22 protein-coding genes are annotated in these 24,892 nt (G+C 72.6%); 10 read left to right on the top strand and 12 right to left on the bottom strand.

The window, feature by feature from the left end:
* Nucleotides 1–31 precede the first annotated feature (31 nt).
* Nucleotides 32–550 carry a hypothetical protein gene (locus tag AC3IYJ_RS34605; protein WP_489398446.1) on the bottom strand — a complete coding sequence of 173 codons (519 nt, stop codon included), beginning with the start codon at nt 548–550 and terminating at the stop codon, nt 32–34.
* Between the two features lie 352 nt (nt 551–902).
* Here AC3IYJ_RS34605 and AC3IYJ_RS34600 point away from each other — a divergent pair, with 352 nt between their 5' ends.
* Nucleotides 903–1,595 (top strand): class F sortase, encoded by a 693-nt coding sequence (locus tag AC3IYJ_RS34600; protein WP_489398445.1) that lies wholly within the window; start codon nt 903–905, stop codon nt 1,593–1,595.
* 97 nt (nt 1,596–1,692) lie between these two features.
* On the opposite strand, the gene AC3IYJ_RS34595 is transcribed toward AC3IYJ_RS34600, so the two are convergent.
* Both AC3IYJ_RS34595 and lysX read right to left on the bottom strand, forming a co-directional pair.
* Nucleotides 1,693–2,631 (bottom strand): polysaccharide deacetylase family protein, encoded by a 939-nt coding sequence (locus AC3IYJ_RS34595; RefSeq protein WP_489398444.1) that lies wholly within the window; start codon nt 2,629–2,631, stop codon nt 1,693–1,695.
* A 90-nt stretch (nt 2,632–2,721) separates the two neighbouring features.
* Nucleotides 2,722–6,024: a bifunctional lysylphosphatidylglycerol synthetase/lysine--tRNA ligase LysX gene (lysX, locus tag AC3IYJ_RS34590; RefSeq protein WP_489398443.1), complete on the bottom strand. Its 3,303-nt coding sequence runs from the start codon at nt 6,022–6,024 to the stop codon at nt 2,722–2,724.
* Between the two features lie 60 nt (nt 6,025–6,084).
* On the opposite strand from lysX, the gene AC3IYJ_RS34585 reads away from it, so the two are divergent.
* On the top strand, nt 6,085–6,546 hold the full coding sequence (locus tag AC3IYJ_RS34585; protein ID WP_489398442.1) for a universal stress protein: 462 nt from the start codon (nt 6,085–6,087) through the stop codon (nt 6,544–6,546).
* Nucleotides 6,547–6,557: 11 nt separating this feature from the next.
* Here the strand turns inward: AC3IYJ_RS34585 and AC3IYJ_RS34580 are convergent, their stop codons facing one another.
* Entirely contained in the window at nt 6,558–7,760 is a 1,203-nt protein-coding gene (locus AC3IYJ_RS34580) for a CapA family protein (protein WP_489398441.1), read from the bottom strand.
* 299 nt (nt 7,761–8,059) lie between these two features.
* On the opposite strand from AC3IYJ_RS34580, the gene AC3IYJ_RS34575 reads away from it, so the two are divergent.
* Nucleotides 8,060–8,599, top strand: coding sequence for a sigma-70 family RNA polymerase sigma factor (locus AC3IYJ_RS34575; RefSeq protein ID WP_371619012.1), 540 nt, complete (start codon nt 8,060–8,062; stop codon nt 8,597–8,599).
* Nucleotides 8,600–8,797: 198 nt separating this feature from the next.
* On the top strand, nt 8,798–9,316 hold the full coding sequence (locus AC3IYJ_RS34570) for a hypothetical protein (protein WP_489398440.1): 519 nt from the start codon (nt 8,798–8,800) through the stop codon (nt 9,314–9,316).
* A gap of 48 nt (nt 9,317–9,364) precedes the next feature.
* Here AC3IYJ_RS34570 and AC3IYJ_RS34565 read toward each other — a convergent pair whose 3' ends face one another.
* The 4 genes from AC3IYJ_RS34565 to AC3IYJ_RS34550 all read right to left on the bottom strand — a co-directional run bounded on the left by AC3IYJ_RS34565 (nt 9,365) and on the right by AC3IYJ_RS34550 (nt 14,049).
* Nucleotides 9,365–9,760: a hypothetical protein gene (locus AC3IYJ_RS34565; protein WP_489398439.1), complete on the bottom strand. Its 396-nt coding sequence runs from the start codon at nt 9,758–9,760 to the stop codon at nt 9,365–9,367.
* Between the two features lie 21 nt (nt 9,761–9,781).
* Nucleotides 9,782–10,642 (bottom strand): Fpg/Nei family DNA glycosylase, encoded by an 861-nt coding sequence (locus tag AC3IYJ_RS34560; protein WP_489398438.1) that lies wholly within the window; start codon nt 10,640–10,642, stop codon nt 9,782–9,784.
* A gap of 73 nt (nt 10,643–10,715) precedes the next feature.
* Complete coding sequence (locus AC3IYJ_RS34555; RefSeq protein ID WP_489398437.1) at nt 10,716–12,779, bottom strand: SpoIIE family protein phosphatase; 2,064 nt, start codon at nt 12,777–12,779, stop codon at nt 10,716–10,718.
* Nucleotides 12,780–12,786: 7 nt separating this feature from the next.
* Nucleotides 12,787–14,049 (bottom strand): DUF6777 domain-containing protein, encoded by a 1,263-nt coding sequence (locus AC3IYJ_RS34550; RefSeq protein WP_489398436.1) that lies wholly within the window; start codon nt 14,047–14,049, stop codon nt 12,787–12,789.
* 174 nt (nt 14,050–14,223) lie between these two features.
* Here AC3IYJ_RS34550 and AC3IYJ_RS34545 point away from each other — a divergent pair, with 174 nt between their 5' ends.
* Genes AC3IYJ_RS34545 through AC3IYJ_RS34530 form a run of 4 tightly spaced genes read left to right on the top strand, consistent with a single transcriptional unit; the run spans nt 14,224 to nt 18,210 of the window.
* Nucleotides 14,224–15,222 carry a YndJ family protein gene (locus AC3IYJ_RS34545; protein ID WP_489398435.1) on the top strand — a complete coding sequence of 333 codons (999 nt, stop codon included), beginning with the start codon at nt 14,224–14,226 and terminating at the stop codon, nt 15,220–15,222.
* Nucleotides 15,219–15,773, top strand: a complete 555-nt coding sequence (locus AC3IYJ_RS34540; protein WP_489398434.1) for a DUF1990 domain-containing protein — start codon at nt 15,219–15,221, stop codon at nt 15,771–15,773. Before AC3IYJ_RS34545 ends, AC3IYJ_RS34540 begins: the two co-directional genes overlap by 4 nt.
* Nucleotides 15,770–16,786, top strand: coding sequence for a YndJ family transporter (locus AC3IYJ_RS34535; RefSeq protein ID WP_489398433.1), 1,017 nt, complete (start codon nt 15,770–15,772; stop codon nt 16,784–16,786). Before AC3IYJ_RS34540 ends, AC3IYJ_RS34535 begins: the two co-directional genes overlap by 4 nt.
* Nucleotides 16,744–18,210 (top strand): lipase maturation factor family protein, encoded by a 1,467-nt coding sequence (locus AC3IYJ_RS34530; RefSeq protein ID WP_489398432.1) that lies wholly within the window; start codon nt 16,744–16,746, stop codon nt 18,208–18,210. Before AC3IYJ_RS34535 ends, AC3IYJ_RS34530 begins: the two co-directional genes overlap by 43 nt.
* Here the strand turns inward: AC3IYJ_RS34530 and AC3IYJ_RS34525 are convergent.
* Together AC3IYJ_RS34525 and AC3IYJ_RS34520 are read right to left on the bottom strand one after the other, a co-directional pair.
* Nucleotides 18,196–19,179: an NAD-dependent epimerase/dehydratase family protein gene (locus AC3IYJ_RS34525; RefSeq protein WP_489398431.1), complete on the bottom strand. Its 984-nt coding sequence runs from the start codon at nt 19,177–19,179 to the stop codon at nt 18,196–18,198. The genes AC3IYJ_RS34530 and AC3IYJ_RS34525 overlap by 15 nt on opposite strands.
* A gap of 160 nt (nt 19,180–19,339) precedes the next feature.
* Nucleotides 19,340–19,516 (bottom strand): hypothetical protein, encoded by a 177-nt coding sequence (locus tag AC3IYJ_RS34520; RefSeq protein ID WP_489398430.1) that lies wholly within the window; start codon nt 19,514–19,516, stop codon nt 19,340–19,342.
* A 340-nt stretch (nt 19,517–19,856) separates the two neighbouring features.
* Here AC3IYJ_RS34520 and AC3IYJ_RS34515 point away from each other — a divergent pair, with 340 nt between their 5' ends.
* Nucleotides 19,857–20,192, top strand: a complete 336-nt coding sequence (locus tag AC3IYJ_RS34515; RefSeq protein WP_489403022.1) for a hypothetical protein — start codon at nt 19,857–19,859, stop codon at nt 20,190–20,192.
* 91 nt (nt 20,193–20,283) lie between these two features.
* Here AC3IYJ_RS34515 and AC3IYJ_RS34510 read toward each other — a convergent pair whose 3' ends face one another.
* Nucleotides 20,284–21,771 carry an SDR family NAD(P)-dependent oxidoreductase gene (locus AC3IYJ_RS34510; protein WP_489398429.1) on the bottom strand — a complete coding sequence of 496 codons (1,488 nt, stop codon included), beginning with the start codon at nt 21,769–21,771 and terminating at the stop codon, nt 20,284–20,286.
* Nucleotides 21,772–21,974: 203 nt separating this feature from the next.
* The gene (locus AC3IYJ_RS34505; RefSeq protein ID WP_489398428.1) at nt 21,975–23,231 is read right to left on the bottom strand and encodes a transglycosylase family protein; all 1,257 of its coding nucleotides are present in this window, start codon (nt 23,229–23,231) and stop codon (nt 21,975–21,977) included.
* A gap of 206 nt (nt 23,232–23,437) precedes the next feature.
* Here AC3IYJ_RS34505 and gndA point away from each other — a divergent pair, with 206 nt between their 5' ends.
* A complete protein-coding gene (gene gndA, locus AC3IYJ_RS34500) occupies nt 23,438–24,883 on the top strand; it encodes an NADP-dependent phosphogluconate dehydrogenase (protein WP_489398427.1) in 1,446 nt (481 codons plus the stop codon).
* The last annotated feature ends 9 nt before the right edge of the window (nt 24,884–24,892 follow it).

Raw genomic sequence — 24,892 nt, 5'->3', positions numbered from 1 at the left:
GTTGTCCGGGCTGACCGGGGAGGTCGGCCGGTCAGACCCGGCCACGGATCGGCCGGCGACGGCGCATCACGTGAGCACCGGCACCCAGGGCCGCGGCGCCGACGAGGCCCGCGCCGATGGCGGTCTCGGTGGTGGACGGGCCGAAGGAGCCACCGATGCCGCCCTGGGCGCCGTTGCCGGGCAGGATGGTGAAGCGCTGGGTGGCGACCAGGCTGTTGTCGTGGCACTTGACCGACAGCGTGTGGTGGCCCGGCGAGGCGTGGTTGAAGATCCGGATGTGGGCGAAGCCGATGTGGCCGCCCGACAGCCTCGCCTCGTCGAAGTTGTCCCGGGAGAAGACGACTCCGCCGTTGTTGCCGCAGCCGGCCGCGCTGACCTGCATCGTGGAACCCTGGTGCACGGAGTACGGGTTGACGGTGACGTTGCTCGGCCCGCCGCTTCCGCCCGGACCCGGCGGACCGCCCGCAGGGTTCGCGGAGGCGAACGGGATACTGAGCCCGATCGCGGCGCAGGCGGCCGCGGTCACGGTGAGAGCGCGGAGAACACGCATGGTGGAACCTCCAGCGGGAAGCGCCCCCGAGCGGTGGCCCGGGAAGATCGACGAGAACGCCTCCCATCTCGAACCCTCGGGGCGGTCCGCAAGCAGCGCATTTCCGGCTTTGGGCCGCAAGGTTGAGCGACACGCCGAGGAGCGGACGCGTTCGCTGACGGATCCGCAGGTCACGACCCGTCAGGCATTTATGTGACGATTACCTGGATGGGCGCACCCCTTCCGGCCCCACCACCCGTTCGCCCCTCCCCGATCGCCGTCCCGCGCACACCGCCTTAGCGTGCGTGAAGTAGGGCGTACAGGGGTGGGACAAGAACGCGGGTCGGGACCCCCGCGTCGGGAAGGGAGAACCATGACCGAGGACGAGAGTGAGAGGCCGCCGAGAAGACGCTCCCCGTGGGGTGCGATCGCGCTGGTCATGCTCAGCGGCCTCGCCATGATGCGCAACGGGGCCGATGTCACGGCCGGACCGCCGCAGCCCGCCGCCGCGGCGGCCGTCTCGGCCACGTCCGGGGCCGCGGTCGGGACGCCGCAGAACGACCAGTCGGCCGCTCAGGCGCCCACGCCGTCGCCGGACCTGGAGGTGCTGGAACACTCGTCCGTGCAGCGCATCCGGATCCCGTCGATCAGCGTGGACGCTCCGGTGATGACGGTGGGGCTGGACGCCCAGGGCTGGATCGACGCGCCGCCCCCGCAGGACAAGAACCTGGCCGGCTGGTACCTCAACGGCATCTCTCCGGGCCAGCAGGGGTCGGCGGTGATCGTGGGCCACGTGGACAACGCACAGGGCCCGGCCGTCTTCTACGGCCTGGGCTCGGTCCGCAAAGGCAGCCACATCGAGGTGGCGCGCTACGACGGGCGCACCGCGGTGTTCGAGGTGTACGGCGTGGAGGTCTTCTCCAAGGAGACCTTCCCCGGCGCCCGGGTGTACGGGGACACCGGGCACCCCGAGCTCAGGGTGATCACCTGCGGCGGCGGCTACTCGAAGGCGAAGGGGTACGACGGCAACGTCGTGGTCTTCGCACGGATGGTGGAAGTCCGCTGACCGCCCGGACGAAGGGACCCCGCCACCCGCACCGCTGTCGAATACCGGCGCCGGGCAGGGCCGCCGGAGGCCGCCGCCGCGCGGCAGGAACGAATCCTCAGCGCGGCGGCCACGTCGGCAGCGTCATCCGGTGGCCCCGCCCGAGCAGTTGCGGCAGGTAGCTCGCCAGCGCCTGGACGCTCTGCGAACGGTTGCCGCCCGCGTCGTGGTTCAGCACGATCACCCCGGGCGCGGCCCCCTTAAGGACCCGCGAGACGATCGTGGCCGTGCCCGGCTCCTTCCAGTCCAGGGTGTCCACGGTCCAGGCGAGCGGCTCCATGCCGAGCTCCGCGCCGATTTCGAAGGCGGCCCGGTTCCACGCCCCGTAGGGCGCCCGGAACCACACCGGCGCCTCGCCCACCGCCTGCTGCACGACCTCGCTCGTGCGGCCGATCTCGTCGGCGAGGGCGGGCCGGCTGAGCTTGGGAATGAGCGGGTGCGTCCAGGTGTGGTTGCCGATGACGTGGCCTTCGGCGACCATCCGGCGCAGCAGGTCGCGGTTGTCGGTCGCCATCTCCCCACAGACGAAGAACATGGCCCGCACCCCGTACCGCGCCAGGGTGTCGAGGATGCCCGGGGTGTAGCGCGGGTCGGGCCCGTCGTCGAAGGTGAGCGTCATGGCGCCGCCCGTCCGGGCCTCCTCCGGGAGTTCCAGGATGGGCCGGGTCCGTACGGCGGGCTTCGCCGCGGGCGGCCGCTCCGGAGTTCCTTCGGAGGTCATCGGCTGGAGCCGGTACGGGGCCCCGCGCGGGCTCTGCGGCCGCGCGGCGACCCCTGGGGCTCCGGCCATGGGCCCCGGCCCGGCGGCTCCGCCGGGTCCCGGCCCGAACCCGGCTTCACCAAGGGCCCCGGGCCCCCCGGCCCCCGTGACCCCGGGAGCTCCGGGGCCGGCGCCGGGCTCGCCACCGGTGAGCAGTCCGGCGGCTGCGGCGACTCCGAGGAAGACGGCGGAGCGCAGGAGCACGCGTCGCCCTACTGTCGGCTCGTCATTTTTCATTACTACTACGTATCAACGACATCGCCGCAGATGTCGAGAGGCGCGATCGCGCCAGGCGGCGCTCACCCGCTCAGCGCACAGTCCCGTCGGTCAACCGCGCCGCACCAACGGGAACGGCAGCGTCTCGCGGATCGTCAGACCCGTGAGGAACATGACCAGCCGGTCCACGCCGATGCCCAGCCCGCCGGTCGGCGGCATGGCGTACTCCAGCGCGTCCAGGAAGTCGTTGTCGATCTCCATCGCCTCCGGGTCGCCGCCCGCCGCCAGCAGTGACTGCGCGGTGAGCCGGCGCCGCTGCTCGACGGGGTCGGTCAGCTCCGAGTAGGCGGTGCCCAGTTCGGTGCCGAAGGCCACCAGGTCCCAGCGCTCGGCGAGCCGCGGGTCCTTGCGGTGCTGGCGGGTGAGCGGAGAGACGTCGGTCGGGAAGTCCTTGTAGAAGGTGGGCAGCTTGGTCCTCTCCTCCACCAGCCGCTCGTACATCTCCAGCACCACGTCACCGCGCGTGTTCTCGGGCGCGTGCGGGACGCCGGCCCGGTCGCAGTGCCTTCGCAGGACGGCCTCCTCCGTGTCGGCGTCGACCTCCTCGCCGAGCGCCTCGCTGATCGCCCCGTACATCGTCTTGACCGGCCAGGGCCCGGAGATGTCGTGGACGACGAGCTTCCCGTCGGGGCCGGCCTTGTGGGCGATGGGCGAGCCGAAGGCGGCGGTGGCGGCGCTCTGGATCAGCTCGCGCGTCAGGTCGAGCATCACGTCGTAGTCGGCGAAGGCCTGGTAGGCCTCCAGCATCGTGAACTCGGGGTTGTGCTTGTAGGAGACGCCCTCGTTGCGGAAGGTGCGGCCCATCTCGAAGACCTTCTCCATGCCGCCGACGCACAGCCGCTTCAGGTAGAGCTCGGGGGCGATGCGCAGGTACAGGTCGAGGTCGTAGGCGTTGATGTGGGTGCGGAACGGCCTGGCGTTGGCGCCGCCGTGGATCTGCTGGAGCATCGGGGTCTCGACCTCCAGGTAGCCCCGGTCCAGCAGCCCCTGCCGCAGGGCCTGGACCGCGCTGGAGCGGGCCCGTACGACGTCTCGCGCCTCGGGGCTGGCGACCAGGTCGAGGTAGCGGCGCCGGACCCGGGCCTCGGGGTCGGCCAGGCCCTTGCGCTTGTCGGGCAGCGGGCGCAGGCACTTGCCGGTGAGCTGCCAGGAGTCGACCACGACGGACAGTTCGCCGCTCCTGCTGGCGCCGGCCTCTCCGCTCGCGACGACGTGGTCGCCGAAGTCGACCTGGTCGGTGAAGGTGTCGAGCACCTCGGCGCCGGCCTCGTCGCGGGTGAACATCAGCTGGACGTCGCCGGACCAGTCCCGCAGGACGGCGAAGACCACTCCGCCGAGGTCGCGCACGACCATCACGCGTCCGGCGAGGGTGACCGGCGAGCCGGTGCGGGTGCCGGGCGGGTAGCCGGGGTGGGCGGCCTTCATCTCGGCGACCGTGTGGGTGCGCTGCCGGATGCCGACGGGGTACGGGTCGGTGCCGGACGCCCGGATCCGCGCGAGCTTGTCGTGCCGGACCCGGACCTGTTCGGGCATCCGCTCGACCGGGGCCGCGTCCCCGTCCTCCCCCACGAGTTCCAGGCCGAGGGATTCGATGGGCGGCAGGCCGGCGGTGGTGGCGGGGGCGGTGAGGCCGCGCGCGTGGCCGTTGCCCCACAGGGTGCGCATGCTCGGCACGGACACGAACCCCTCGGCGATGCCGGAGGCGAGGCTGACCCGGGCGAGCGAGCCGGCGTCCTGGTAGCAGAGGAACCGCGGGTACCACTCGGGGCCGTACTTGACGTTCGAGCGGTACAGGGCTTCCAGCTGCCACCACTTGGAGAAGAACAGCAGGAGTTTGCGCCACAGCTTGAGGACGGGGCCGGCGCCGATCCGGCCGCCCTCCTCGAAGGCGGAGCGGAAGACGGCGAAGTTGAGGGAGATCCGGCGCACGCCCAGGCCGGGAGCGGCGGCGCAGAGCTCGGCGACCATGAACTCCATGACCCCGTTGGGGGCCGCGCGGTCGCGGCGCATCAGGTCGAGGGAGATGCCGTCCTTGCCCCAGGGCACGAAGGACAGCAGGGCGATCAGCTCGCCCTTGTCGTCGAAGGCCTCCACGAGCAGGCAGTCCCCGTCGGCGGAGTCGCCGAGCCGGTCCAGGGCCATGGAGAAGCCGCGTTCGGTCTCGGTGTCGCGCCATTTGTCGGCCCGGTCCACGATCATCTGCATCTCGTCCTCGGAGAGGGCGGAGTGGCGGCGGATGACGGTGGTGGCTCCGGTGCGCTTGACCCGGTTCACGGCCTGGCGGGTGACGCGCATGTCGCGGCCGTCGAGGTCGAAATGGGCGATGTGCAGGATCGCCTCGTCGCCGAGCTGGAGCGCGCCGAGTCCGGAGCGGGCGTACGCGGTCGCGCCCGCCTCGGAGGCGCCCATGACGGCGGGCTGCCAGCCGTAGCGGCGGGCGACGGCCAGCCAGGCGTCGATGGCGGGGGTCCAGGCCGCCGGGTCGCCGACGGGGTCGCCGCTGCCGAGGCAGACCCCGGCCTCCACTCGGTAGGTGACGGCGGCCTTGCCGTTGGGGGCGAAGACCACGGCCTTGTCGCGGCGGGTGGCGAAGTAGCCGAGCGAGTCGCCCCGCCCGTACGCGCCGAGCAGGGCCCGGATGCGGGGCTCCTCGTCCCCGTGGAGGGCGGCGGTCAGCCGCTGGGAACGGAAGAGGGTGGCGGCGGCGTTCAGCAGGGCGAGGGCGCCGAAGAGGCCGAGCAGGAAGTACAGGATCCTGGCCGGGTGGCCGTCGAACTGGCGGGCCGAGAAGAGCCCGCCGAAGACCTGCTTGGCGGCCCAGTCGAGCCACTGCCCCTTGGGCAGGGTCCCTGGGAACAGTGCGACCAGGCCCCAGCCGAGGAAGACGGCGGCGAGCAGTCCGAGGCCGAGCACGAGCATGGCCCGCCAGAGGGCACCGGGGCGGGAGGCCGCGTAGAACTCCTTGCGGGCGGCGATCAGGATCACGAGGGCCGCGACCGTGATGGCCATGGAGGAGAAGCCGATCCAGTAGTCCTCGTCGGCGATGATCAGCACGTCGGTCAGGAGCAACAGCGCCAGATAGGTGACGACGATCCACCAGGCGATCTTCTTGCGCATGCCGAGTGCGGCGGCGAGCAGGAAGAGGAAGACGGCGTAGGCGAGGTTGGCGCTGACCGGCACCACGACGTCGTCGAGGAAGCGCACGAGGTGCCGCAGGAGCCGACGTAGCGTTGGTGAGAGCGACAGTAGGGCGCAGACCAGCCCGAGCGTTCCGAAGAACGCGCCGAAGGCGTCGGGCACCCGGTTCAGGAAGCGGTTCCGCGTCCCGCGCGTCTCCTCCACGGTGGCACTCATGGTTCGCACTGTAGGGAGGCCTGCGGATCTCCGCGCGCCGAACCGGTTAGCCTCGGTCAGGTGACGGAGCACGTGAATACGGGATTCGAGCGTGGTACCGACGGCCCCAAGGTGATTCTCGCCGGGGTGGACGGGTCGGAGTCCTCGCTGCGCGCGGCGGCGTACGCGGCCGGGCTGGCCCGGCGGCAGAACGCGCTGCTGGCGCTGGTGTACGTACAGCCGGTGATGGCTGCCGGGGCCTCGCTCGGTGCGCCCGTGGGCGATGCCACCGCGGAGATCGCGGAGGGCCTGGTGGCCGAGATCCGGGAGTACGCGGAGCGCCTCAAGGGGATTTACGACGTCCGCTGGCAGTTCCACACATTCCGCGGCGACCCTTACGCGGGCCTGGTGAGCGCGGCGGATGAGCTGACGGCGGACGCCGTGGTGGTCGGCGCCTCGGAGCAGGCCGGGCACCGGATCGTGGGCTCGGTGGCGGTCCGCCTGGTGAAGGCGGGCCGCTGGCCCGTGACAGTGGTGCCGTAACCCGGGCTCGCCTACTTCGCGGCCGTCAGGCCGTCCTTGGCCGCACCGCGGCCGAGTACGGCCTCGGTGATGGCGTCCCGGGCGGTCTCGTAGTCCTCGCGGCCGGGGTGCTGTGCGAGGGCGGCGGGGAGGTTGACCACCCGGCCCGCTGCGAGGTCCATCATCTGCGGGACGAACTCGGCCTTGGTGACCTGCCAGCGCTGCCCGGGGGCGGCCGGCGGGGCGAAGGTGAAGCGGCCGATGGAGCCGTAGTTGCCCCGCATGTCCCGGGCGCCGGTGTGGTTGAACATCTCGCCCGCGACCTGGTCGCCCATGCCGTAGATGATCCAGGTCCCGTTGACCTTCTCGTACGCCTGCGGGATGTGGGCGTGCGTGCCCATGATCAGGTCCACGTCGGGGCGCCCGCCGGTCTGCGAGGCGGTCAGCGCCTTGCCCAGCGAGAGCTGCTTCTCGTCCGGTTCGGTCTCCCATTCGGTGCCCCAGTGGAGGCTGACGAGGACCACGTCCGCGCCCGCCTTCCGGGCGGCCCGCGCGTCCCCGACGATCTTCTCCTCCTCCATCAGGTTGACCGCCCAGGGCTGGCCGTCGGGCATCGGGTAGCCGTTGGTGTCGTAGGTGTACGCCAGGTGTGCGACCTTCGCGGAGCCGGCCGTGTACATCGTCACGGTGCCCGCCTCGGCGGCCGTGCGGGCCGAGCCCGCGTGCTTCAGGCCGGCCTTGTCGAACTTGTCCAGCGTCCGCTTGAGGCCGGCGGCGCCGCCGTCGAGGGTGTGGTTCGAGGCGGTGGAGCAGCCGTCGTACCCGGCGTCCTTGAGGCCGTCGGCGACCTCGGGCGGCGACTGGAAGGCGGGATAGCCGGTGAACGGCCCGCCGTCCTGCCCGTAGACGGTCTCCATGTGGCAGATGGCCAGGTCGGCGGCGGACACCACCGGTTTGACCCCGGAGAACATGGGCCGGAAGTCGTATCCGTCGCCGTCCGCGTCCGAGGCCGCCCGCCGGATGACCGACTCGTGGGGCAGTACGTCGCCGCTCGCGACGAGGGTGAAGCCCCGCGCGACGGGGGCCGTGGTGGAGCCGGGGGCGCCGGACGGGGCCTGCGCCGGGGAGCCGGCGAGGCGGGCCGGGGCGGGGTCCCCGCCCGCGGAGCAGCCGGACACGGCCGACAGGACGACGAGGGCGAGGAGTGCGAGGGCGTGGCGGGTGCGCGCGGTCATCTGTCCCGGCTCTCCTTAGATAAATATGACTACCTGATCATCAGTCAATTCATCGAGGAGTCGACCCGAAGTCAAGGAACGGCTCCGACGGCAGGGCACGCGCTCACTCCAACGGCCGTTCGGCGCGCCGTTCGACCGTTCACCGCCCCGCGCTGCCGCCCGCCGGATCACCGGGGTGCTTGGGCGCACCGTCCGCGCCGGACCGTTCCCGGGCGGCTCCGTGCAGGTCAGGGTGGATCCGTCGAGCCCGGACGCAACCACCCACACGACCCTGCACGCACCCCCGGAAGGAGCCTCCCGTGCCCCTCGCCCCCACCCTGCGGCGCACCGAACCCGAGGCGTTGGCCGAACTCCAGCGCGAACACGGGCGGGCCCTGTTCGGATTCCTTCTGGGCCTCACCGCCGGCGACGCGCAGCGCGCGGAGGACCTCGTACAGGAGACGCTCCTACGGCTCTGGCAGCACCCGGAGGTGCTGGCGAGCGGGCACGAGTCCCTGCGGCCCTGGCTGTTCACGGTGGCCCGGCGGCTCGCCATCGACGCCCGGCGGGCGCGGCTGTCGCGCCCGCTGGAGGTGGACCCGGAGGGGCTGGAGCACGCGGTGGCGCCGGGGGACGCGGTGGCGGGCTCGGTGACGGCCATCGACGTCCGGCGGGCCGTGGGCTCCCTGGGGCCGGAGCACCGGGAGGTGCTGATGCAGGTCTACTTCCGGGACCGCTCGGTGGCCGAGGCCGCGGCGGAGCTGGGCATTCCGGCGGGTACGGTCAAGTCCCGCACCTACTACGCACTGCGCGCCCTGCGCAAGGGCCTCCAGGGGTACGGGTACGGACTCGGCGCGTGAGGGAGGACCTCCATGAAACGCGTCAAAGAATGGCCCGAACGCGCACGGAGCGGACATCAACCGCATCGAAATCGGCACCAGACCGTTCAAGTTGAGTAAACATCCCCCGTTCCGCGAGCCGCTCAAGGAAGGCTCTGGACTGACGGCGGGATTGCTCGACAGCGTGCGGGAGAAGGTGGAACGGTGCAGCCCGAGGGTATGAACGGCACCAGTGACGGCGGGCTCGCGGTGCCCATGGCGTGGCTCTACGCGGAGTACATCGCCGACGAACTGCTGCGCACGGGCCGGCTGATCCCGGTCAGCACCCTGGAGTTCCGCGCCGGGCGCGACACGCTCGCGTTGACCATCTACCTCTCGGACGCGGCCGGTGAGCTCTCCGGGATCCGGGTCGTCTCCCAGCTCGACGAGTGGATGTCGCTGACGGCGTACGGTCACCCGTGGCGCGACTGGGTCCACACCCGGTTCCTGGCCCTGGGCGAGGAAGCCCGCGAACGGGCCCGCGAACGCGGCGAGGAACCGGAAGAGGACCCGGACCTGGAACTGGCCCGGGCGGCCTGGCGCTGGCTGGACCACACGGAGCTGTTCGCCACCAACCTCGACCCGGGCCGCCACGGCCACGCCGACACCCCGCCGGGGCTGGACGAGAACGCCAGGGTGTGGACCCCGGCCTGGCAGCTGGGGCTACCGCTCGGCCATCTGGCGATGCACCTCTTCTGAGCGGTCGGTCGGTTTCCGAGCCGCCACCGGATTCCGGTCTCTCGGCGGTCAGTCGGGGCCGCGCGGCCCCGGAGCCTCGGCCGGATCGGTGACCAGCCCGGTGAAATCGGCCTCGTTGCGCTCGGCCCGGATCACATAGGTGCGGGCGATGAACCACAGCACCGGGTACACCAGCACCCCGAGCGCGACCCAGACCAGCGGACCCGACGCGACGCTCGGGACCAGGAACAGCAGCGGCAGCGTGCCCACCAGGAGCGAGAGCACGGCCAGCGCACAGAGTCCGGCGCGGAGCTGGCTGCGCATGAGGGCCCGTACGTAGGTGGCGCCCAGGGTGGTCTGCTCGGAGATCTCGGAGCGGGCCGGGGTGTGCGCGTGCGGGCGGCGGGTACCGCGCGGGACCCCCGTGACGACCTCCCGCCGGGGCGGCTGCTGCGGCTCGACCATGGGGTGGAGTCTAGGCCGCCGCTACTTCAGGAGCTTCGACAGGCGCCGGTCCGCGAGGGGCTTGCCGCCGGTCTGGCAGGTGGGGCAGTACTGGAGCGAGGAGTCCGCGAAGGACACCGACCTGACGGTGTCCCCGCACACCGGGCACGGCTCCCCCGCCCGGCCGTGCACCCGCAGTCCACTCTTCTTCTCGGCCTTGAGCCTCCCGGCGGCCACCCCGTGGGCCCGCTCGACGGCCGAGCGCAGGGTCTCCTGGACGGCCGCGTACAGGTGGTCCACCTGGACCTCGTCGAAGGAGGCGGCCAGCTTGAAGGGGGACACCTTCGCATGGTGGAGGATCTCGTCGCTGTACGCGTTCCCGATCCCCGCGATGACGCTCTGGTCGCGCAACACGCCCTTGATCTGGCGCCGTTCACCGGCGAGCAGCGCGCCGAAGGCCTCCCGGTCGAAGTCCCCCGCCAGCGGGTCGGGGCCCAGCCGCGCGATCCCGGGGACCTCCTGGGGGTCGCGCACCACGTACACGGCGAGCCGTTTCTGGGTGCCCGCCTCGGTGAGGTCGAAGCCGCCGCCGCCCTCCAGTACGAGGCGCAGCGCGAGCGGCCCCTTCCCGGGGCCCGGCGGCCGGTCCGGAACGTGGTCGATCCAGCGCAGCCAGCCGGCCCGGGCGAGGTGGGTGACGAGGTACAGCTCGCCGATCCGCAGCGCCAGGAACTTGCCGTGGCGTGCCGTGGCCCCGGCGCTCTGCCCTTCGAGGGCGCTCAGGGGCGGGTCGTAGGTCTTGAGCACGCTCACGGCGAGCGGGAGGACGCGCTCGACCACCCGCCCGGCGAGGTGTTCGTCGAGGAACTCCCTCAGGGCCTCGACCTCGGGCAGTTCGGGCATGCCCCCAGCCTGCCTCGACCTCGGGCGGAGCGCGAGCCGTGGAGGAGGGTCCGTGTGCCGCCGGCCGGTCGGGTCAGGCCATCACGAACTCGCACCACACGCACTTGCCGCTCCCCCGCGACTCCACGCCCCATACGTCCGCCAGCCGGTCCACCAGCATGAGCCCGCGGCCCGAGACCCCGGAGTCGCCCGCCTCGCGCCGCCTCGGCAGGGCGGAGGACCGGTCCTCGACCTCCACCCGGAGCCTGCGCTCGGGGCCGGTGAGCACCCGCAACGTCACGATGGCGGGACCGTCCGTGTGCATCAGGGCGTTGACGATGAGCTCGTCCGCGACGAGCTCGATCTCGTCGGCACGGTCCCGCGCGCCCCAGGCGCGGACCGCCGCGCCGATCATGTGGCGGGCCGAGACCAGGGCTTCGGGGTCGCCGGGGGCCACGTGCTGCTGGAGGCGGCCGCCGCCCTGCGGGACGTCCTCGACCTCGCGGCGCAGGAGCAGCAGCGCCATGTCGTCGTCGCCGCCCCGGTCGTCGACCACCTCGCACAGCCGGTCCGCCAGCCGTGCGAGGTCCGCCGGTCCGGTGCGGATGAGGGAGGCGAGGAGCTCGATGCCGTCGTCGAGGTCGGCGCCGGGCTGCTCCACCAGGCCGTCCGTGCACAGCAGGAGCGTTTCCCCGGGCTCCATCTCCACCGTCGTGACCGGGTATTCCAGCCGCCCGAACTCGGCGGAGAGCCCGAGCGGCATGCCGCCCTCCAGCGTGACCCGCCTGCAGTCCCCGTCGCGGGTGCGCAGCAGGGGGTCGAGATGGCCTGCCCGGACCAGTTGCAGCACCCCGGTCGTGAGGTCGGCCTCGACGTAGGTGCAGGTGGCGAAGCGGTCGGTGTCCAGCTCGTGCAGGAAGACCGAGGCCCGCGCCATGACCGTGGCCGGCGAGTGCCCTTCGGCCGCGTAGGCGCGCAGCACGATGCGCAGTTGCCCCATGACCGCCGCCGCGTGCGTGTCGTGGCCCTGGACGTCGCCGATGACGGCTCCGACCCGGCCTCCGGGCAGCGGGATGACGTCGTACCAGTCGCCGCCGATGTCCTGGCCCATCCGGGCCGAGCGGTACCGTACGGCGATCTCGGCGCCGGGTACGGACGGGATCCTGCGCGGCAGCATCGCCTGCTGGAGGCCTTCGGCGAGATCGTGCTCCTGCTCCAGCAGCATCGCCCTCTGGAGGCTCTGCGCGATGCTGCTGCCGAGTGCGACGAGGAGGTTTCGCTCGTCCTGGGTGAAGCCGTCCTTGTCCCGGTAGAGCAGCCCGATCGCGCCGATCGGGCGGGCCTGGGCGATCAGCGGCAGGTACGCGGCCGCCGAGATGTCCATGTACGAGATCTTCGCCCAGAGCCCCGGGTAGCCGCTGGCGAACTCGGCCGCGGAGTCGAGGAACCGCGGCTGGAGCGAGCGGACGACCTCGCTCATCGGGTACTGCTCGTCGATGCGGGTGTACCGGGTGCCGGGCACGAAGCTGCCCTCCGGGCCCTCGGCGACGAGGTGGATCCGGCCCGCTTCGACCAGGCCCATCACCATGCCCATCGAGCCGAGCCGCTCCAGGCCGTGGGCGTCGCCGAGCGCGTCGATGACGTCCTGGACGGTACGGGCGTGCGCGAGTGCGGCGGTGGTGCTCTCGACCACCGAGGTCTGGCGGCGGCGCTCTTCGTCGAGTCCGAGGCGTTCGGCCGAGTGGCTGAGCTCCTCGGTGGCGTCGCGGACGATGCCGATGATCCGGTAGGGGCGACCTTCGGGGCCGCGCATGACCCGGCCCTGGGTGTGCGTCCAGCGCAGCCGGCCGTCGTGGCAGCGGATGCGGAAGTAGGCGCCGTAGCTGTCGACCCCGCTCTTGAGGGCGGCGGAGACGAGGGCGTCGAGCCGGGTGGCCTCGGCGGCCGGGACGCGCGGCCCGAGCGACTCGGGCCGGCCGTCGTACTCCTCGGGGGTGGTGTCGAAGACGTCCAGGCCGGCGGAGTCCATGTGCATGAGACCGGTGACCAGGTCCCAGTCGAAACTGCCCATGCGATTCAGTGCGAGCGACCGGTCCGCATGTGCGGGCCAGTCGTCCGGCAGCGATACGGCGGTCGGCACCGGTCCACCATGACACACGGGCCGGTCAGGCGCTCTCCAGGTACGGGGCTTCGCTCGCGGGCGTGGGCTGCTGCTGGTCGGGGACGGCGTACGGGTCCGCGTACGGGTCGTAGGGCGCGTACGGGTCGCTCGGCGTCGGCAACGCCCCGTCCGGGCCCACCAGGATCCCGGGGTCGCTCGGCGTCTGGCCGGGCAGGTCGGACGGGATGTCCGTGGGGACGTTGGAGGGGAGGTCGGAGGCGGGCGGCGGGGAGGTCTTCGGCCCGGTGGGGGTCTGCGGGGTGTTCGGCGCGGTCTGCGGGGAGCTCGGCGGGCATTCGGTCGGCTGCCCGCTGGGGTTCGTGCCGGGGCTCGCGCTCGGGCTCGGCGTCGGCGCGCCGGACGTGGGCGGGGTGGTACGGGCGAGGCTGTTGTTGTCCGGGGTCGCGCACGGATCGGCCGAAGAGCTGCCGGGCGGGGTCGCGGGACCGACCGGGATCCCTTCGGCCGGGTCGTACGGGGGCGGGCTCTGGGGGGCGTGGTCCTGGGCGCCGTCGTCGCCGGTCCTGCGCTCGATCCAGGTGTTGTCGGTGATGTTGACGATCACCAGGTTGTTGATCACCTGCGCGGTCGGCTCGATGACGACGACCTGGTTGGGCTGGTAGCCGGTCCAGGGGTCGCCCTTGAGCACCGGGGCGCCCTTGGCGGTGCGCGGCGCGAGGAGCGGGTTTCCGCAGGCGCAGCGGACCCGGGGCATTCCGTGGTCGTCCACGAGGACGGCGGTGCCGGCCTGGAGGACGGACTGGAAGGCGTTCGGGTTGCCGTCGGTGAAGCCGTGGTTGGTGACCCGGGTGTCGGCGCGCAGCACGACCGGGGTGAGGCCGCGCAGGAACTCGGGGATCTTCGCCTGGTCCACCTGGGAGGCGGCGGCGAAGGCGCGTGCCTTGGCGTCGTCGGCGGTGAGCGACTGGACCTGCGCTTCCACGTCGCAGCTGCCGAGCCGCTGGGTTCCGCCGTACAGGCCGGGGGTGGCCGCGTTGACGGTGCGGATGCCCTGGCCGGTCGGGTTGGGGAGCGGGGGCTGGACGGGAGCGGACTCGCCGGTGGCGGAGGAGGAGGTGAAGGGGTCGGGGCCGGCCGAGGCGACGGGCTGGAGGTGCACGTCCCTGCTCTCGGGGGCGGGGCCCTTGGTCTGCCCTTCGTCTCCGGAGGCGCCGCAGGCCGCGGCGAGGAGCCCGAGGACCGCGAAGAGGGCCGCGCGGGCCGGTGCGTGACGACGCGGCGCCTGACGAGGTGTCGGTGCGTACACGTTGCATCTCCCTGTTTGCCCCGGTTACTCCCTCTTGTCTGACGTATGTACGGGGTCTCCGCAACCCGAGGATCAAGAGCCCGACCCGGTCTTGAACATGTTCAAGCAACCCCCTAAGCTCACGACCGTGAGTTGAACGCGTTCAAAGCGTTCGGCGTCGGAGGGGAGTCCACGGTGACGGTACTGGTGAATCTGATCGTCACCCTGGGCATGTTCTACGTGGTTCCGGCCGGCCTGCGCCTGATCGATCCGGCCCGGCTGGGCCGCACGGCCCGGCTCTGGCCACTGCTCGCGGCCCCGGGGGCGGTGTGCCTCTGGCTTCCGCGCGGCGCCCCCGCCACGGCGCTCGCCGCACTCTACGCGGCGGCCACCCTGACGCTCACGGCCCGGGTCCCGGCCCGGCTGCTGCGGGCCCTCGCCCGGACCCCGTCCGGGCGGATCCGGCCGGCCCCCGCCGAGGTGGCCGTGCTCACCGCACTGGCCGCGCCCTCGGTCGCCGGGCTCGCCCTGGTCAGCGAACGCGCCGGATACCGGCTCTTCGGCTTCGACCTCGACATCCTGGCGCTGACCGTGCCGCACTTCCACTTCGCCGGCTTCACCGCGGCCCTGGTCGCCGGGCTGGTGTGCCGGGCCGTCGGAAACGGGGCGAGGGGAGGCGGGGCCGTCGGGGACGGGGCCGCCGCACGGGGAGGTCCCTCGACCGAAGCCCTCGCGCGCTGGGCCGGGTACAGCGTCCCGGCCGGCACCCTGCTCGTCCTGCTCGGCTACTTCGTCGACGACTGGGCCGAGCTGGTGGGCGCCGTGACGCTGACCGCCGGGATGTGGGCGGTGGCCCTGCTGACCTGGCGCGACATCCGCCCGGCGGCCCGCGAACCCGGCCGCCGCGACCGAATCACCGGCGGACTGCTCGCGACCTCGGCCGCGGTCCTGGTGGCCACCATGCTGCTCGCCCTGTGGTGGGCGCTCGGCGAAGCCACCGGGATCGCGCACCCCACCTTGACCTGGATGGCCGCGACCCACGGCCTCGGGAACGCCCTCGGATTCGCCCTGTGCTCGCTGCTCGCCTGGCGCCGGCTGACCGCCGCCGAGGCCACCGCACACCACCGGGCAACCGCACACGACCAAGCCACTCGGCCCGATCACACCGCTCGAACGGAGACCGTGACACCATGACGCGCCTCATCGGCGAAGGCCGCAGCACCTTCAACTACCCCGACAGGGGAGCCACGGCCCGGCGGCCGCTGCCCGCCGGATACAACCTCACCCACCACCGCACCCGGATCGGATACGGGTCGGCCGTCCTCGCGGCGGCCGGGGCCGCCGTCACCACCTTCGCCGCGCACCGCACCTCGGGCATGCTCGTCGAGGCCGCCCCGCAGCCCGTCCGCCCCGGCGACCGGGTCGTGGTCGGGATCGGGATCGGCCCGCTGCGGGTGGACGCCCCGTGCGAGGTGATCTGGACGGCGTACGAGCCCCGGCGGATCGGATTCGCCTACGGGAGCCTGGCCGGTCACCCCGAGAGCGGCGAGGAGTCCTTCGTCGTCGACATGGAGGCGGACGGCTCGGTGTGGTTCGAGGTCAACGCCTTCAGCCGCCCGGGAAGCTGGTACACCCGGCTCGCGGGGCCGGTCGTCCCCTTCCTCCAGCAGGCCTACGCCCGGCGCCTCGGACAGTTCGTCCGGCGGCTCGCCACCGACGCGGCACCGCGGGGGAACCGGAAGTGACTTCGTTCGGTGCAGTCTTCATACTCATCTGGCTGCCCCTCGTCGCGGGGCCCGCCACTGGCATGCTGTACGTGATCCCGCTGAGCCTGCGCCTGACCGACCCGGCCGGCCCAGCCGACCCCGTCGACCCGGCCGGCCCGCATCGCAGGGTCCGGCCCCGGCTCCGGCTCCTGATCGCCGCGCCCGGGGCGCTGAGCCTCTTCCTGCCTCACGGCGCCCCCGCCGCGGCCCTCGCCGCGACCTCGGCGGCGGCCGCCCTGGTCCTCGCGGTGCGGGCCCTGGCACCGCTGCCGCGGATCCTTCCCCGGCTCGTCGCCGGGAAGGGCCCCGGGCCCCTGTCCACACGGGTCGCGGTCCTCACCGCCCCGATCGCGCTCGTCGTCGTCGCGATCGCCCTGGTCGTCGAGCGCTCCGGGCACCGGCTCTTCGGCGTGGATCCGTCCGACCTGCAGGCCGTCCTGTGGCACTTTCAGTTCATCGCGTGCGCGGCCGTCCTGGTCGCCGGGCTGGCGCACCGGGCCGCCTCCCCCGGAGCCCTCGCCCGCTGCGCGGCGTACAGCGTCCCGCTCGGCCTCCCGCTCGCCCTCCTCGGCTACTTCGCCGGCCCCTGGGCCTGGCTGGCGGGCCTGCTGGTGCTGGCCGGCGGGCTGTGGGCGGCGGCCCTCCTCACGATGCGCGAGCTCCGGCAGCCGGGCGGCGGTTTCATCGCGGGCACGGCCCTGGCCTGCACCTCACTGATCACCCTGGGGTGGATGTCCTCCGGCTCCTCCGAGTCCGTCTCGACCGGCGAACCCACCGGAATCGTGGTGCTCGGCCTGATCCTCGCGGGCGCGGCCGCCGTCTTCGGAATGCTGCTGTGCCTGGCGGCGGCCCGGAGCCGGCTGGCCGCCGACCGGGCCGGCGCCGCCACCGGGACCACCGGGACCGCTGCGGTCGCCACGGCCGCCGCCCCGGCCGGATACTTGGGGGGATGGACTGGTTCACGGCGCCCGGATACTGGCTGGGGCGGCTGATCTTCCAGCGGGCCCTGGCCGGTGTCTACCTCCTCGCCTTCGCCGGGGCCGCCCTGCAGTTCCGGGCACTGATCGGGGCGCACGGCATGCTGCCCGTGCCGCGGTACGTGCGGTACGTGCCCTTCCGGCGCGCCCCGAGCCTGTTCCAACTGCGCTACTCCGACCGCCTCTTCGCCGCCTGCGCCTGGACCGGGGCGGCGCTCGCCGCGGCCCTCGCCGCCGGGGCCGGGGACGCCGTGCCGCTGGGCGCGGCGATGGCGATGTGGGCGCTGCTGTGGCTGCTGTACCTGTCCATCGTGAACGTGGGGCAGACCTGGTACTCCTTCGGCTGGGAATCGCTGCTGCTGGAGACCGGATTCCTAGCCGTCCTCCTCGGCAACGCGCGGGCCGGTCCGCCCGTGCTGGTGCTGTGGCTGCTGCGCTGGGTGGTCTTCCGGGTCGAATTCGGGGCCGGACTGATCAAGATGCGGGGAGACCCTTGCTGGCGCCGGCTCACCTGCCTGTACTTCCACCACGAGACGCAGCCGATGCCGGGGCCGCTCAGCTGGTTCTTCCACCACCTGCCCAAACCCCTGCACCGGGTGGAGTGCGCGGCCAATCACGTCACCCAACTGGTGGTGCCGGTACTGCTGTTCGCTCCGCAGCCGGTGGCCTCGTACGCGGCCGCCGTCATCGTGGCCACGCAGCTGTGGCTGGTGCTGTCGGGGAACTTCGCCTGGCTGAACTGGCTGACGATCACGCTCGCCCTCCCCGCCGTCGAGTTCACGCGGTTCACCGGGTCCGCAGGCCCACCGCCCGCGGCCGCCTCCCGGACCGGGCCGCTCTGGTACGTGGTCCTCGTGTGCGCGGCGACCGCGCTGGTGCTGGTGCTGAGCCGGCATCCGGTGGCCAACATGGTCTCGCGCCGCCAGGTGATGAACCGGTCCTTCGACTCCCTCCACCTGGTCAACACCTACGGAGCCTTCGGCACGGTCGGCCGGATCCGCGAGGAGGTCGTCGTGGAGGGCACCGCCGACCCGCTGCCCCGGGTGGACGGCGAGTGGCGGGAGTACGGGTTCAAGGGCAAGCCGGGTGAAGTGCGGCGGATCCCGCGCCAGTTCGCCCCGTACCATCTGCGGCTCGACTGGCTGATGTGGTTCGCGGCGCTCTCCCCCGGCTATGCGCAGGACTGGTTCGGGCCGTTCGTGGAGCGGCTCCTGGCCGGAGACCGGGACACCCTTCGGCTGATCCGGTACAACCCCTTCCCGGACGCACCGCCGCGCTACGTCCGGGCGCGGCTGTACCGCTACCGGTTCACGACCTGGCGCGAGCTCCGCGAAACGGGGGCCTGGTGGCACCGCACGCTGGTGCGCGAGTACCTGCCGCCGACCCGGCTCGCGGGAGCCGCCCGGCCGGGGCCCTCGGAGCCCTCAGAGCCCGAGTAGTGCCGCCTCCTGCTCCGCGTCCATGCCCGGGACGGGGCGGTCGGCGCGCTGCGGGGCCACCCCGCCCAGGCTCCGGAGCCAGGCCCAGGTATCGGCGACCGTCTCCTCGACCGGCCGGCACACCAGCCCCGCGGCCAGCGCCTTGGTCACGTCGCCGCCGAACATGTAGTCGTGCTGCTCCCCCTCGGGCAGCCAGACCGGCAGCTCGGTCCAGGGCTGCACCCCGGCTTCCTCGATGCGGGCCGGGTCCGTCCAGCGGAGCTGCGCGCCGCCGCCGGTCACGGCCGCGCAGGCCTCCAGGAGGCCGCCCATCGTGGCGTGGCCGGGCGGGGAGACCAGGTTGTACGGGCCCGCGTGCCCGGCTTCGGCCGCGTCGAGGGTCCAGCGCGCGAGATCGCGTACGTCCACGTACTGGAGCGGGAGCCCGCGCGGTCCGGGGGCCGGTACTGGGCCACCGCGGGCGGTGCGGTTCAGCCACCAGGGCAGCCGGCCGACGTTCTCGTACGGGCCGAGGATCAGCCCGGCGCGCACCAGCAGGGCCCGGTCGCCGAAGGCGGCCAGCGCGGCGAGCTCGCCGCCGCGCTTGTCCTCGGCGTAGGCGACGGGGCCGGCGTCGGGCGAGCCGTCGACGAGGGGGCCGTCCTCGGCCAGTCCGGCCGGCGCGGGGTAGGAGTACACGGAACGGCTGGATATGTACGCGTACCGGCCGACCCGGTCGGCGAGGAGCCGGGCGCTGTCGCGCACGGCGGTGGGGGCGCCGCCCCAGGTGTCGACGACGAGGTCCCACTCCCCCTCGGCGAGGGAGTCCAGGCCGCCGGGGGCGGTGCGGTCCCCGTGCAGGGCCGTGGTCCCGGGCGGGGGTGCGTGGTGGCCGCGGTGGAAGACGGTGACCTCCCAGCCGCGGTCCAGGGCGTCTTCGGTGATCGCGCGCCCGACGAATTCGGTGCCACCCAGCATCAGCAGTCTCATGCAGGTCAGCGTGCCCGCGCCCGGTGTCCCGCGTAACCCTTGATCGCCCAGAGCGATGACGCTGAAGGCGTACGCCTCACGGGAACCCGACGAGCCCCCGCGCCGATCGTCGGCGCGGGGGCTCGGAGCAGATCCCGGGCTCTGGGCTCCGGGGCCGCGGTCAGTCGATGCCGGGCAGGATGTGCGGCTCCGCGAGGTCTTCCTCGTAGCCCGCGAGACGGATCGGGGCGGACCGGGCCCAGACCTCCAGGTTGCCGAGCGTCTCGGGGTGCTTCTTGCTCCGCGGCCCCGTACGTTCCAGCAGCGCCTGGTCGGTCTTCGTCAGTTCTGGTGTCACCGCGCACTCCTTTGTGTCGCGTAACCCGGCGGGCGAGCCGCGCACCGGGGGCAGGTGTCAAGGGTTTCCGGACGCGGTGGCGCCTTGGTGGAGCGAGTGCCCGGGTGGGGCTCTCATGTGCATCAGAGTACACATATGAGCGGACCCCTGCTCGATGGAAAGGTAAAATCCACTCTGGACCACTTGTTTTCGCCACCAGTTCAGTCACTCGTACGGTGACACGCCACACGCGACTGATCTGCTCGGCGGCGCCAAACGGGTGACGCCCGGTCGGGCGACGGAGGGAACGACAGTGGCGAAATCCGAGGTGCCGGCGGTTGTCGGAAGCGTCGAGGAACTGATGGAGCTGCTGCGGGACGGGCCCGGTGACGGACACGGGCTGCGGGCCGCCGCCCTGCTGCGCCGCTCGCACCCCTTCGACAAGGAACTGCAGGTCGCAGGGCTGTTGATCGCCCACTCCGCGGATGCGATCGCGCCTCTGCTCGGCGCGCGGGTGGCCCGGCTCGTACGGCTCCACGCGCCGGGCACGCCGGATCCCGAGGACGACCTCGACCTGGACGCCCTGTGCCGTGCGGCCGAAGCGGGCCGGGCCGGGGGCCCGGACGCGGGGGTCCTGGAGGACTGGCGGCCGGTACTGGAACTGGTCGCGGCGGGGGCCTACGGCCGCACGAGGTGAATTCGAAGCCCCCTCCACCCCCGCTCAAATGAGAAACGCCCCCGGCCGCTCATATGAGTGGCCGGGGGCGCCGCGGAACGGGCCGGGCTGCCTACCAGTTGGCGGGCGCGTAGTCCTTGAGGAAGACGCCGTACAGGTCCTCGCCGGCCTCGCCTCGAACGATCGGGTCGTAGACCCGGGCCGCGCCGTCGACCAGGTCGAGCGGAGCGTGGAAGCCCTCCTCGGCGAGGCGGAGCTTGTCGAAGTGCGGGCGCTCGTCGGTGATCCAGCCCGTGTCGACCGAGGTCATCAGGATCCGGTCCGTCTGGAACATCTCCTGGCCGCTGGTCCGCGTCACCATGTTCATCGCCGCCTTGGCCGCGTTGGTGTTCGGGTGTCCCGCGCCCTTGTAGCCGCGACTGAAAACGCCCTCCATCGCCGAGACGTTCACGATGTAGGCCCGGCCGCCGTCGGTCTTGCGGGCCGCCTCGGCCATGGCCGGCCGGAGCGCACTGATCAGGATGAACGGCGAGGTGTAGTTGCACAGCTGGGTCTCGAGCAGCTCCACCGGGGAAATCTGGTCGATGGTCTGCACCCAGGTGTTGCTGTCGACGACGTCGGGCAGCAGGCCGCCGGCGTCGATGGCGGTTCCGGCGAGGTGCCGCTCCAGGCTGGCGTTGCCCGCGACCAGCGCGAGGTCGGCGACCTTCTGCGCCTCGAGCCCGCTCACGCCGATGGGCAGGGCCGCCAGGCCGTCGACCGCACCAGAGTTGAAGGCGCCGATGACGTGGTGGGCGGGGAGCTCACCGGCCGGCAGCGGGGCGCTCTCCCCCTCGACCAGCGCCGCGTAGGCGGACGGCAGGCGGCGTACGGTCTGCGTCGCGTTGTTGATCAGGATGTCCAGCGGACCGGCCTCGGCCACCTGCTCGGCGAGCGCCACCGACTGGGCCGGGTCGCGCAGGTCGATGCCCACGACCTCCAACCGGTGCATCCAGTCCGCCGAATCCTCCATCGCCTTGAAGCGGCGGATGGCGTCCTTGGGGAAACGGGTGGTGATCGTGGTGTGGGCGCCGTCCCGCAGGAGCCGCAGCGCGATGTACATGCCGATCTTGGCGCGGCCGCCGGTGAGCAGCGCACGCTTGCCGGTGAGGTCGGCGCGGGCCTCCCGCTTGCTCCGGTTCTCGGCGGCGCAGACCGGACAGAGCTGGTGGTAGAAGTAGTCGACCTCGACGTAGCGCGTCTTGCAGATGTAGCAGGAGCGCGGGCGCTGGAGTATTCCGGCGATCCGTCCGGCTTCCGTGACCGAGGAGGGCAGCAGACCCTCGGTCTCGTCGTCGATGCGCTCGGCGGAGCCGGTCGCGGTCGCCTCGGTGACGGCCTTGTCGTTGGCGGTCTTGGCGGCGCGGCGGTCCTGGCGGCGGCGCTGCTTGACCGTCCGGTAGAGGCCCGCGGTGGCGCGGCGTACGGTGATGGCGTCCGGGTGGTCGACATCGAGCTTGTCCAGCTCGTCGAGCACGCTGAGGCAGAGGGCCAGGCGGTCGGGGTCGATGCCGGGCCCGAAGGCGTGGCCCTGCTCCTGGCTGTCTTCGGTCACCGTCATACCCGCTGCCGTTCCTTGATCACTCGTCCGCGTCCGCCTGCTGCGGAAGTCCCCAAAAGGGCTAGTGTACGGATCCGGCCCGGCACAGGACAAACTCGTACTCCGCCCCAGGTCACGCGCGGTACGAGGACCGGCCGCACGCCCCTGGGGGGGCACGGCCGGTCCGGCTTCGATCAGGGCTCCGGTCGCGGTACGGGCTCCGCTCAGATGTCGACGCCGTGGGCGCGCAGGTACTTCAGCGGGTCGATGTCGCTCCCGTAGCCCGGCCCCGTGCGGATCTCGAAGTGCAGGTGCGGTCCGGTCGTATTTCCGGTGGAGCCGGAGCGGCCGATGCGCTGCCCGCCGGAGACCTGCTGTCCGGCTTTGACGCCGAGCGCCGAGAGGTGCGCGTACTGGGAGTACCGGCCGTCGGTGTGCCGGATGACGACCTGGTAGCCGTACGCACCCGCCCAGCCCGCCGAGACCACCTCGCCGGGGCCGGCGGCCTTGATGGAGGTGCCGGTCGCCACCGGGAAGTCGACCCCCGTGTGGTAGCCGCTGGACCAGGAGGAGCCCGCCACGTGGTAGGCGGTGCCGAGGCCCGCGTCCACGGGCGCGAAGAAGCCGTCCGAAGGCGCCTGCGGCTTCGCAGCGACGGGTTCGGCCGCCGGCTTCTCTGCCGGTTTCTCCGCGGGCTTCTCGGCCGGCTTTTCGGCGGGCTTCTCCGCCGTCGGTTCCACGGGCTTGACGGGCTCGGCCGTGCGCGGCGGCTTCTCGGGGTTCTGGGCGGGGGGCGCGGCCGTGATGCGCAGGGTGAGCCGCTGTCCGGGGAAGATGAGGTTCGGATTCGCGCCCACGGTGGCCCGGTTGGTCTCGTACAGGGCCTGCCAGCCGCCCTCGACGTGCTGGTCGGTGGCGATCGCCGAGAGCGAGTCGCCGGGCGCGACGACGTACGGGTTGGGCAGGACCGAGGTCCCGGTCGGGCGGGGCGCGGTGCTCTGCGGAGCGAGCGCCCCGGTCTCCTGGAGCTGGGCCTTCACCTGCTGGGCCTGCGGCGCCGGGGTCGCGGCCTTGGACTGCGTGCCCGGGGCCGGGGCCGGGCCGCTGCGGCTGAGTCCGGCCTGTTTTCCGCAGGCCGGCCAGGCCTGCGGACCCTGCCCCTTGAGCACCTTCTCCGCGACGGCGATCTGCTGGTCCTTGGTCGCGAGGTCGGCGCGGGCGGCATAGGCGGTGCCTCCGAAGGCCCGCCAGGTGCTCTGGCTGAACTGGAGCCCGCCGTAGTAGCCGTTGCCGGTGTTGATGTGCCAGTTGTTGGTGGACTCGCAGGCGGCGACCTTGTTCCAGGTGTCCACGGAGGCGGCGTGCGCGGCCCCGGCGCCGATGAGAGGGAGCGCGATCCCGGCGCCACCGGCGGTGACGACGAGCGAGGCCCGGTTGATGCTGCTCGGCTGATACCGGCGGTGCCGGCCCCGTACACCCATGGGAGCCCCCATCGAAGACAGCAGGAACCGCACACCGTAACGCCGGGGCCGGAACATGACAAGGTCGACAACCAGACACGTTCGAGGGGAAGTTGAGCGCGCTCGAAAAGTAGGGGGTCGATAAGGATCTCTCCCGATGTAGCGTCGGTGTTCCCGCATTCCCCCGCATATCGAATGCACTGTCGAAGCACTCAGGAGTGCACCCCATGAGCAGCAGCACGGCGCAGATCGGCGTCACCGGCCTCGCGGTGATGGGCAGCAACCTCGCCCGCAATTTCGCGCGCAACGGGTTCACCGTGGCCGTCCACAACCGCACCGCCGCCAAGACCACCGCGCTGGTACAGGAGTTCGGACACGAGGGCACCTTCGTGGCCGCCGAGACCGCCAAGGAGTTCGTCGACGCGCTGGAGCGCCCGCGCCGTCTGATCATCATGGTGAAGGCCGGCGAGCCCACCGATGCCGTGATCCAGGAGTTCGCTCCGCTGCTGGAGCCCGGCGACGTCATCATCGACGGCGGCAACGCCCACTTCGAGGACACCCGGCGCCGGGAGAAGGAACTGCGCGAGCAGGGCCTGCACTTCGTGGGCGTCGGCATCTCCGGCGGCGAGGAGGGCGCGCTGCTCGGCCCGAGCATCATGCCCGGCGGCTCGGAGGAGTCCTACGCCTCCCTCGGCCCGCTGCTGGAGAAGATCTCCGCCAAGGCCGCCGACGGCACCCCCTGCACCTCGCACGTGGGACCCGACGGCGCCGGCCACTTCGTCAAGATGGTGCACAACGGCATCGAGTACGCCGACATGCAGCTCATCGCCGAGGCCTACCACCTGCTCCGGGAGGTGGCCGGCTACTCCCCCGCGAAGATCGCCGAGACCTTCCGCTCCTGGAACAAGGGCCGGCTGGACTCCTACCTGATCGAGATCACCGCCGAGGTGCTCGCGCACACGGACGCCGCGACCGGTCTCCCCTACGTGGACGTGATCGCCGACGCCGCCGAGCAGAAGGGCACCGGCCGCTGGACCGTGCAGATCGCCCTCGACCTGGGCGTGCCGGTGTCGGGCATCGCCGAGGCGGTCTTCGCCCGCGCGGTTTCGGGCCACGGCGACCTGCGCGGCGCCGCCCGGGGCCTGGCCGGCCCGAAGGCCGCGCCGCTCTCCCCCGAGGCCGCGGACGCCTTCGCCGCCCAGGTGGAGCAGGCGCTCTACGCCTCGAAGATCGTCTCGTACACGCAGGGGTTCCACCAGATCCAGGCCGGCAGCGAGGAGTACGGCTGGGGCATCGACCTCGGCGCCGTGGCCTCGCTGTGGCGCGGCGGCTGCATCATCCGGGCCGCGTTCCTGGACCGGATCCGCGCCGCGTACGACGCCCGGCCGGAGCTGCCGAGCCTCCTCGCCGACGCCGGGTTCGCCGAGGAGATCGGCGCCGCGCAGGAGGACTGGCGCGAGGTGCTGGTGGCCGCGGTCCGCCAGGGCATCCCGGTACCGGCCTTCGCGGCCTCGCTGGCCTACTACGACGCCCTGCGCGCGGAGCGGCTTCCGGCGGCCCTGACCCAGGGCCAGCGCGACTTCTTCGGAGCCCACACCTACCGCCGCACCGACCGCGAGGGCTCCTACCACACCCTGTGGAGCGGCGACCGGTCCGAGGTCCGTACGGCCTGACGCGCGGCC

The organism is Streptomyces sp. GL_140, assembly GCF_057834465.1.
Note: the sequence above shows the minus strand (reverse complement) of the source record. Positions and strands in the feature narration are given on the sequence as shown.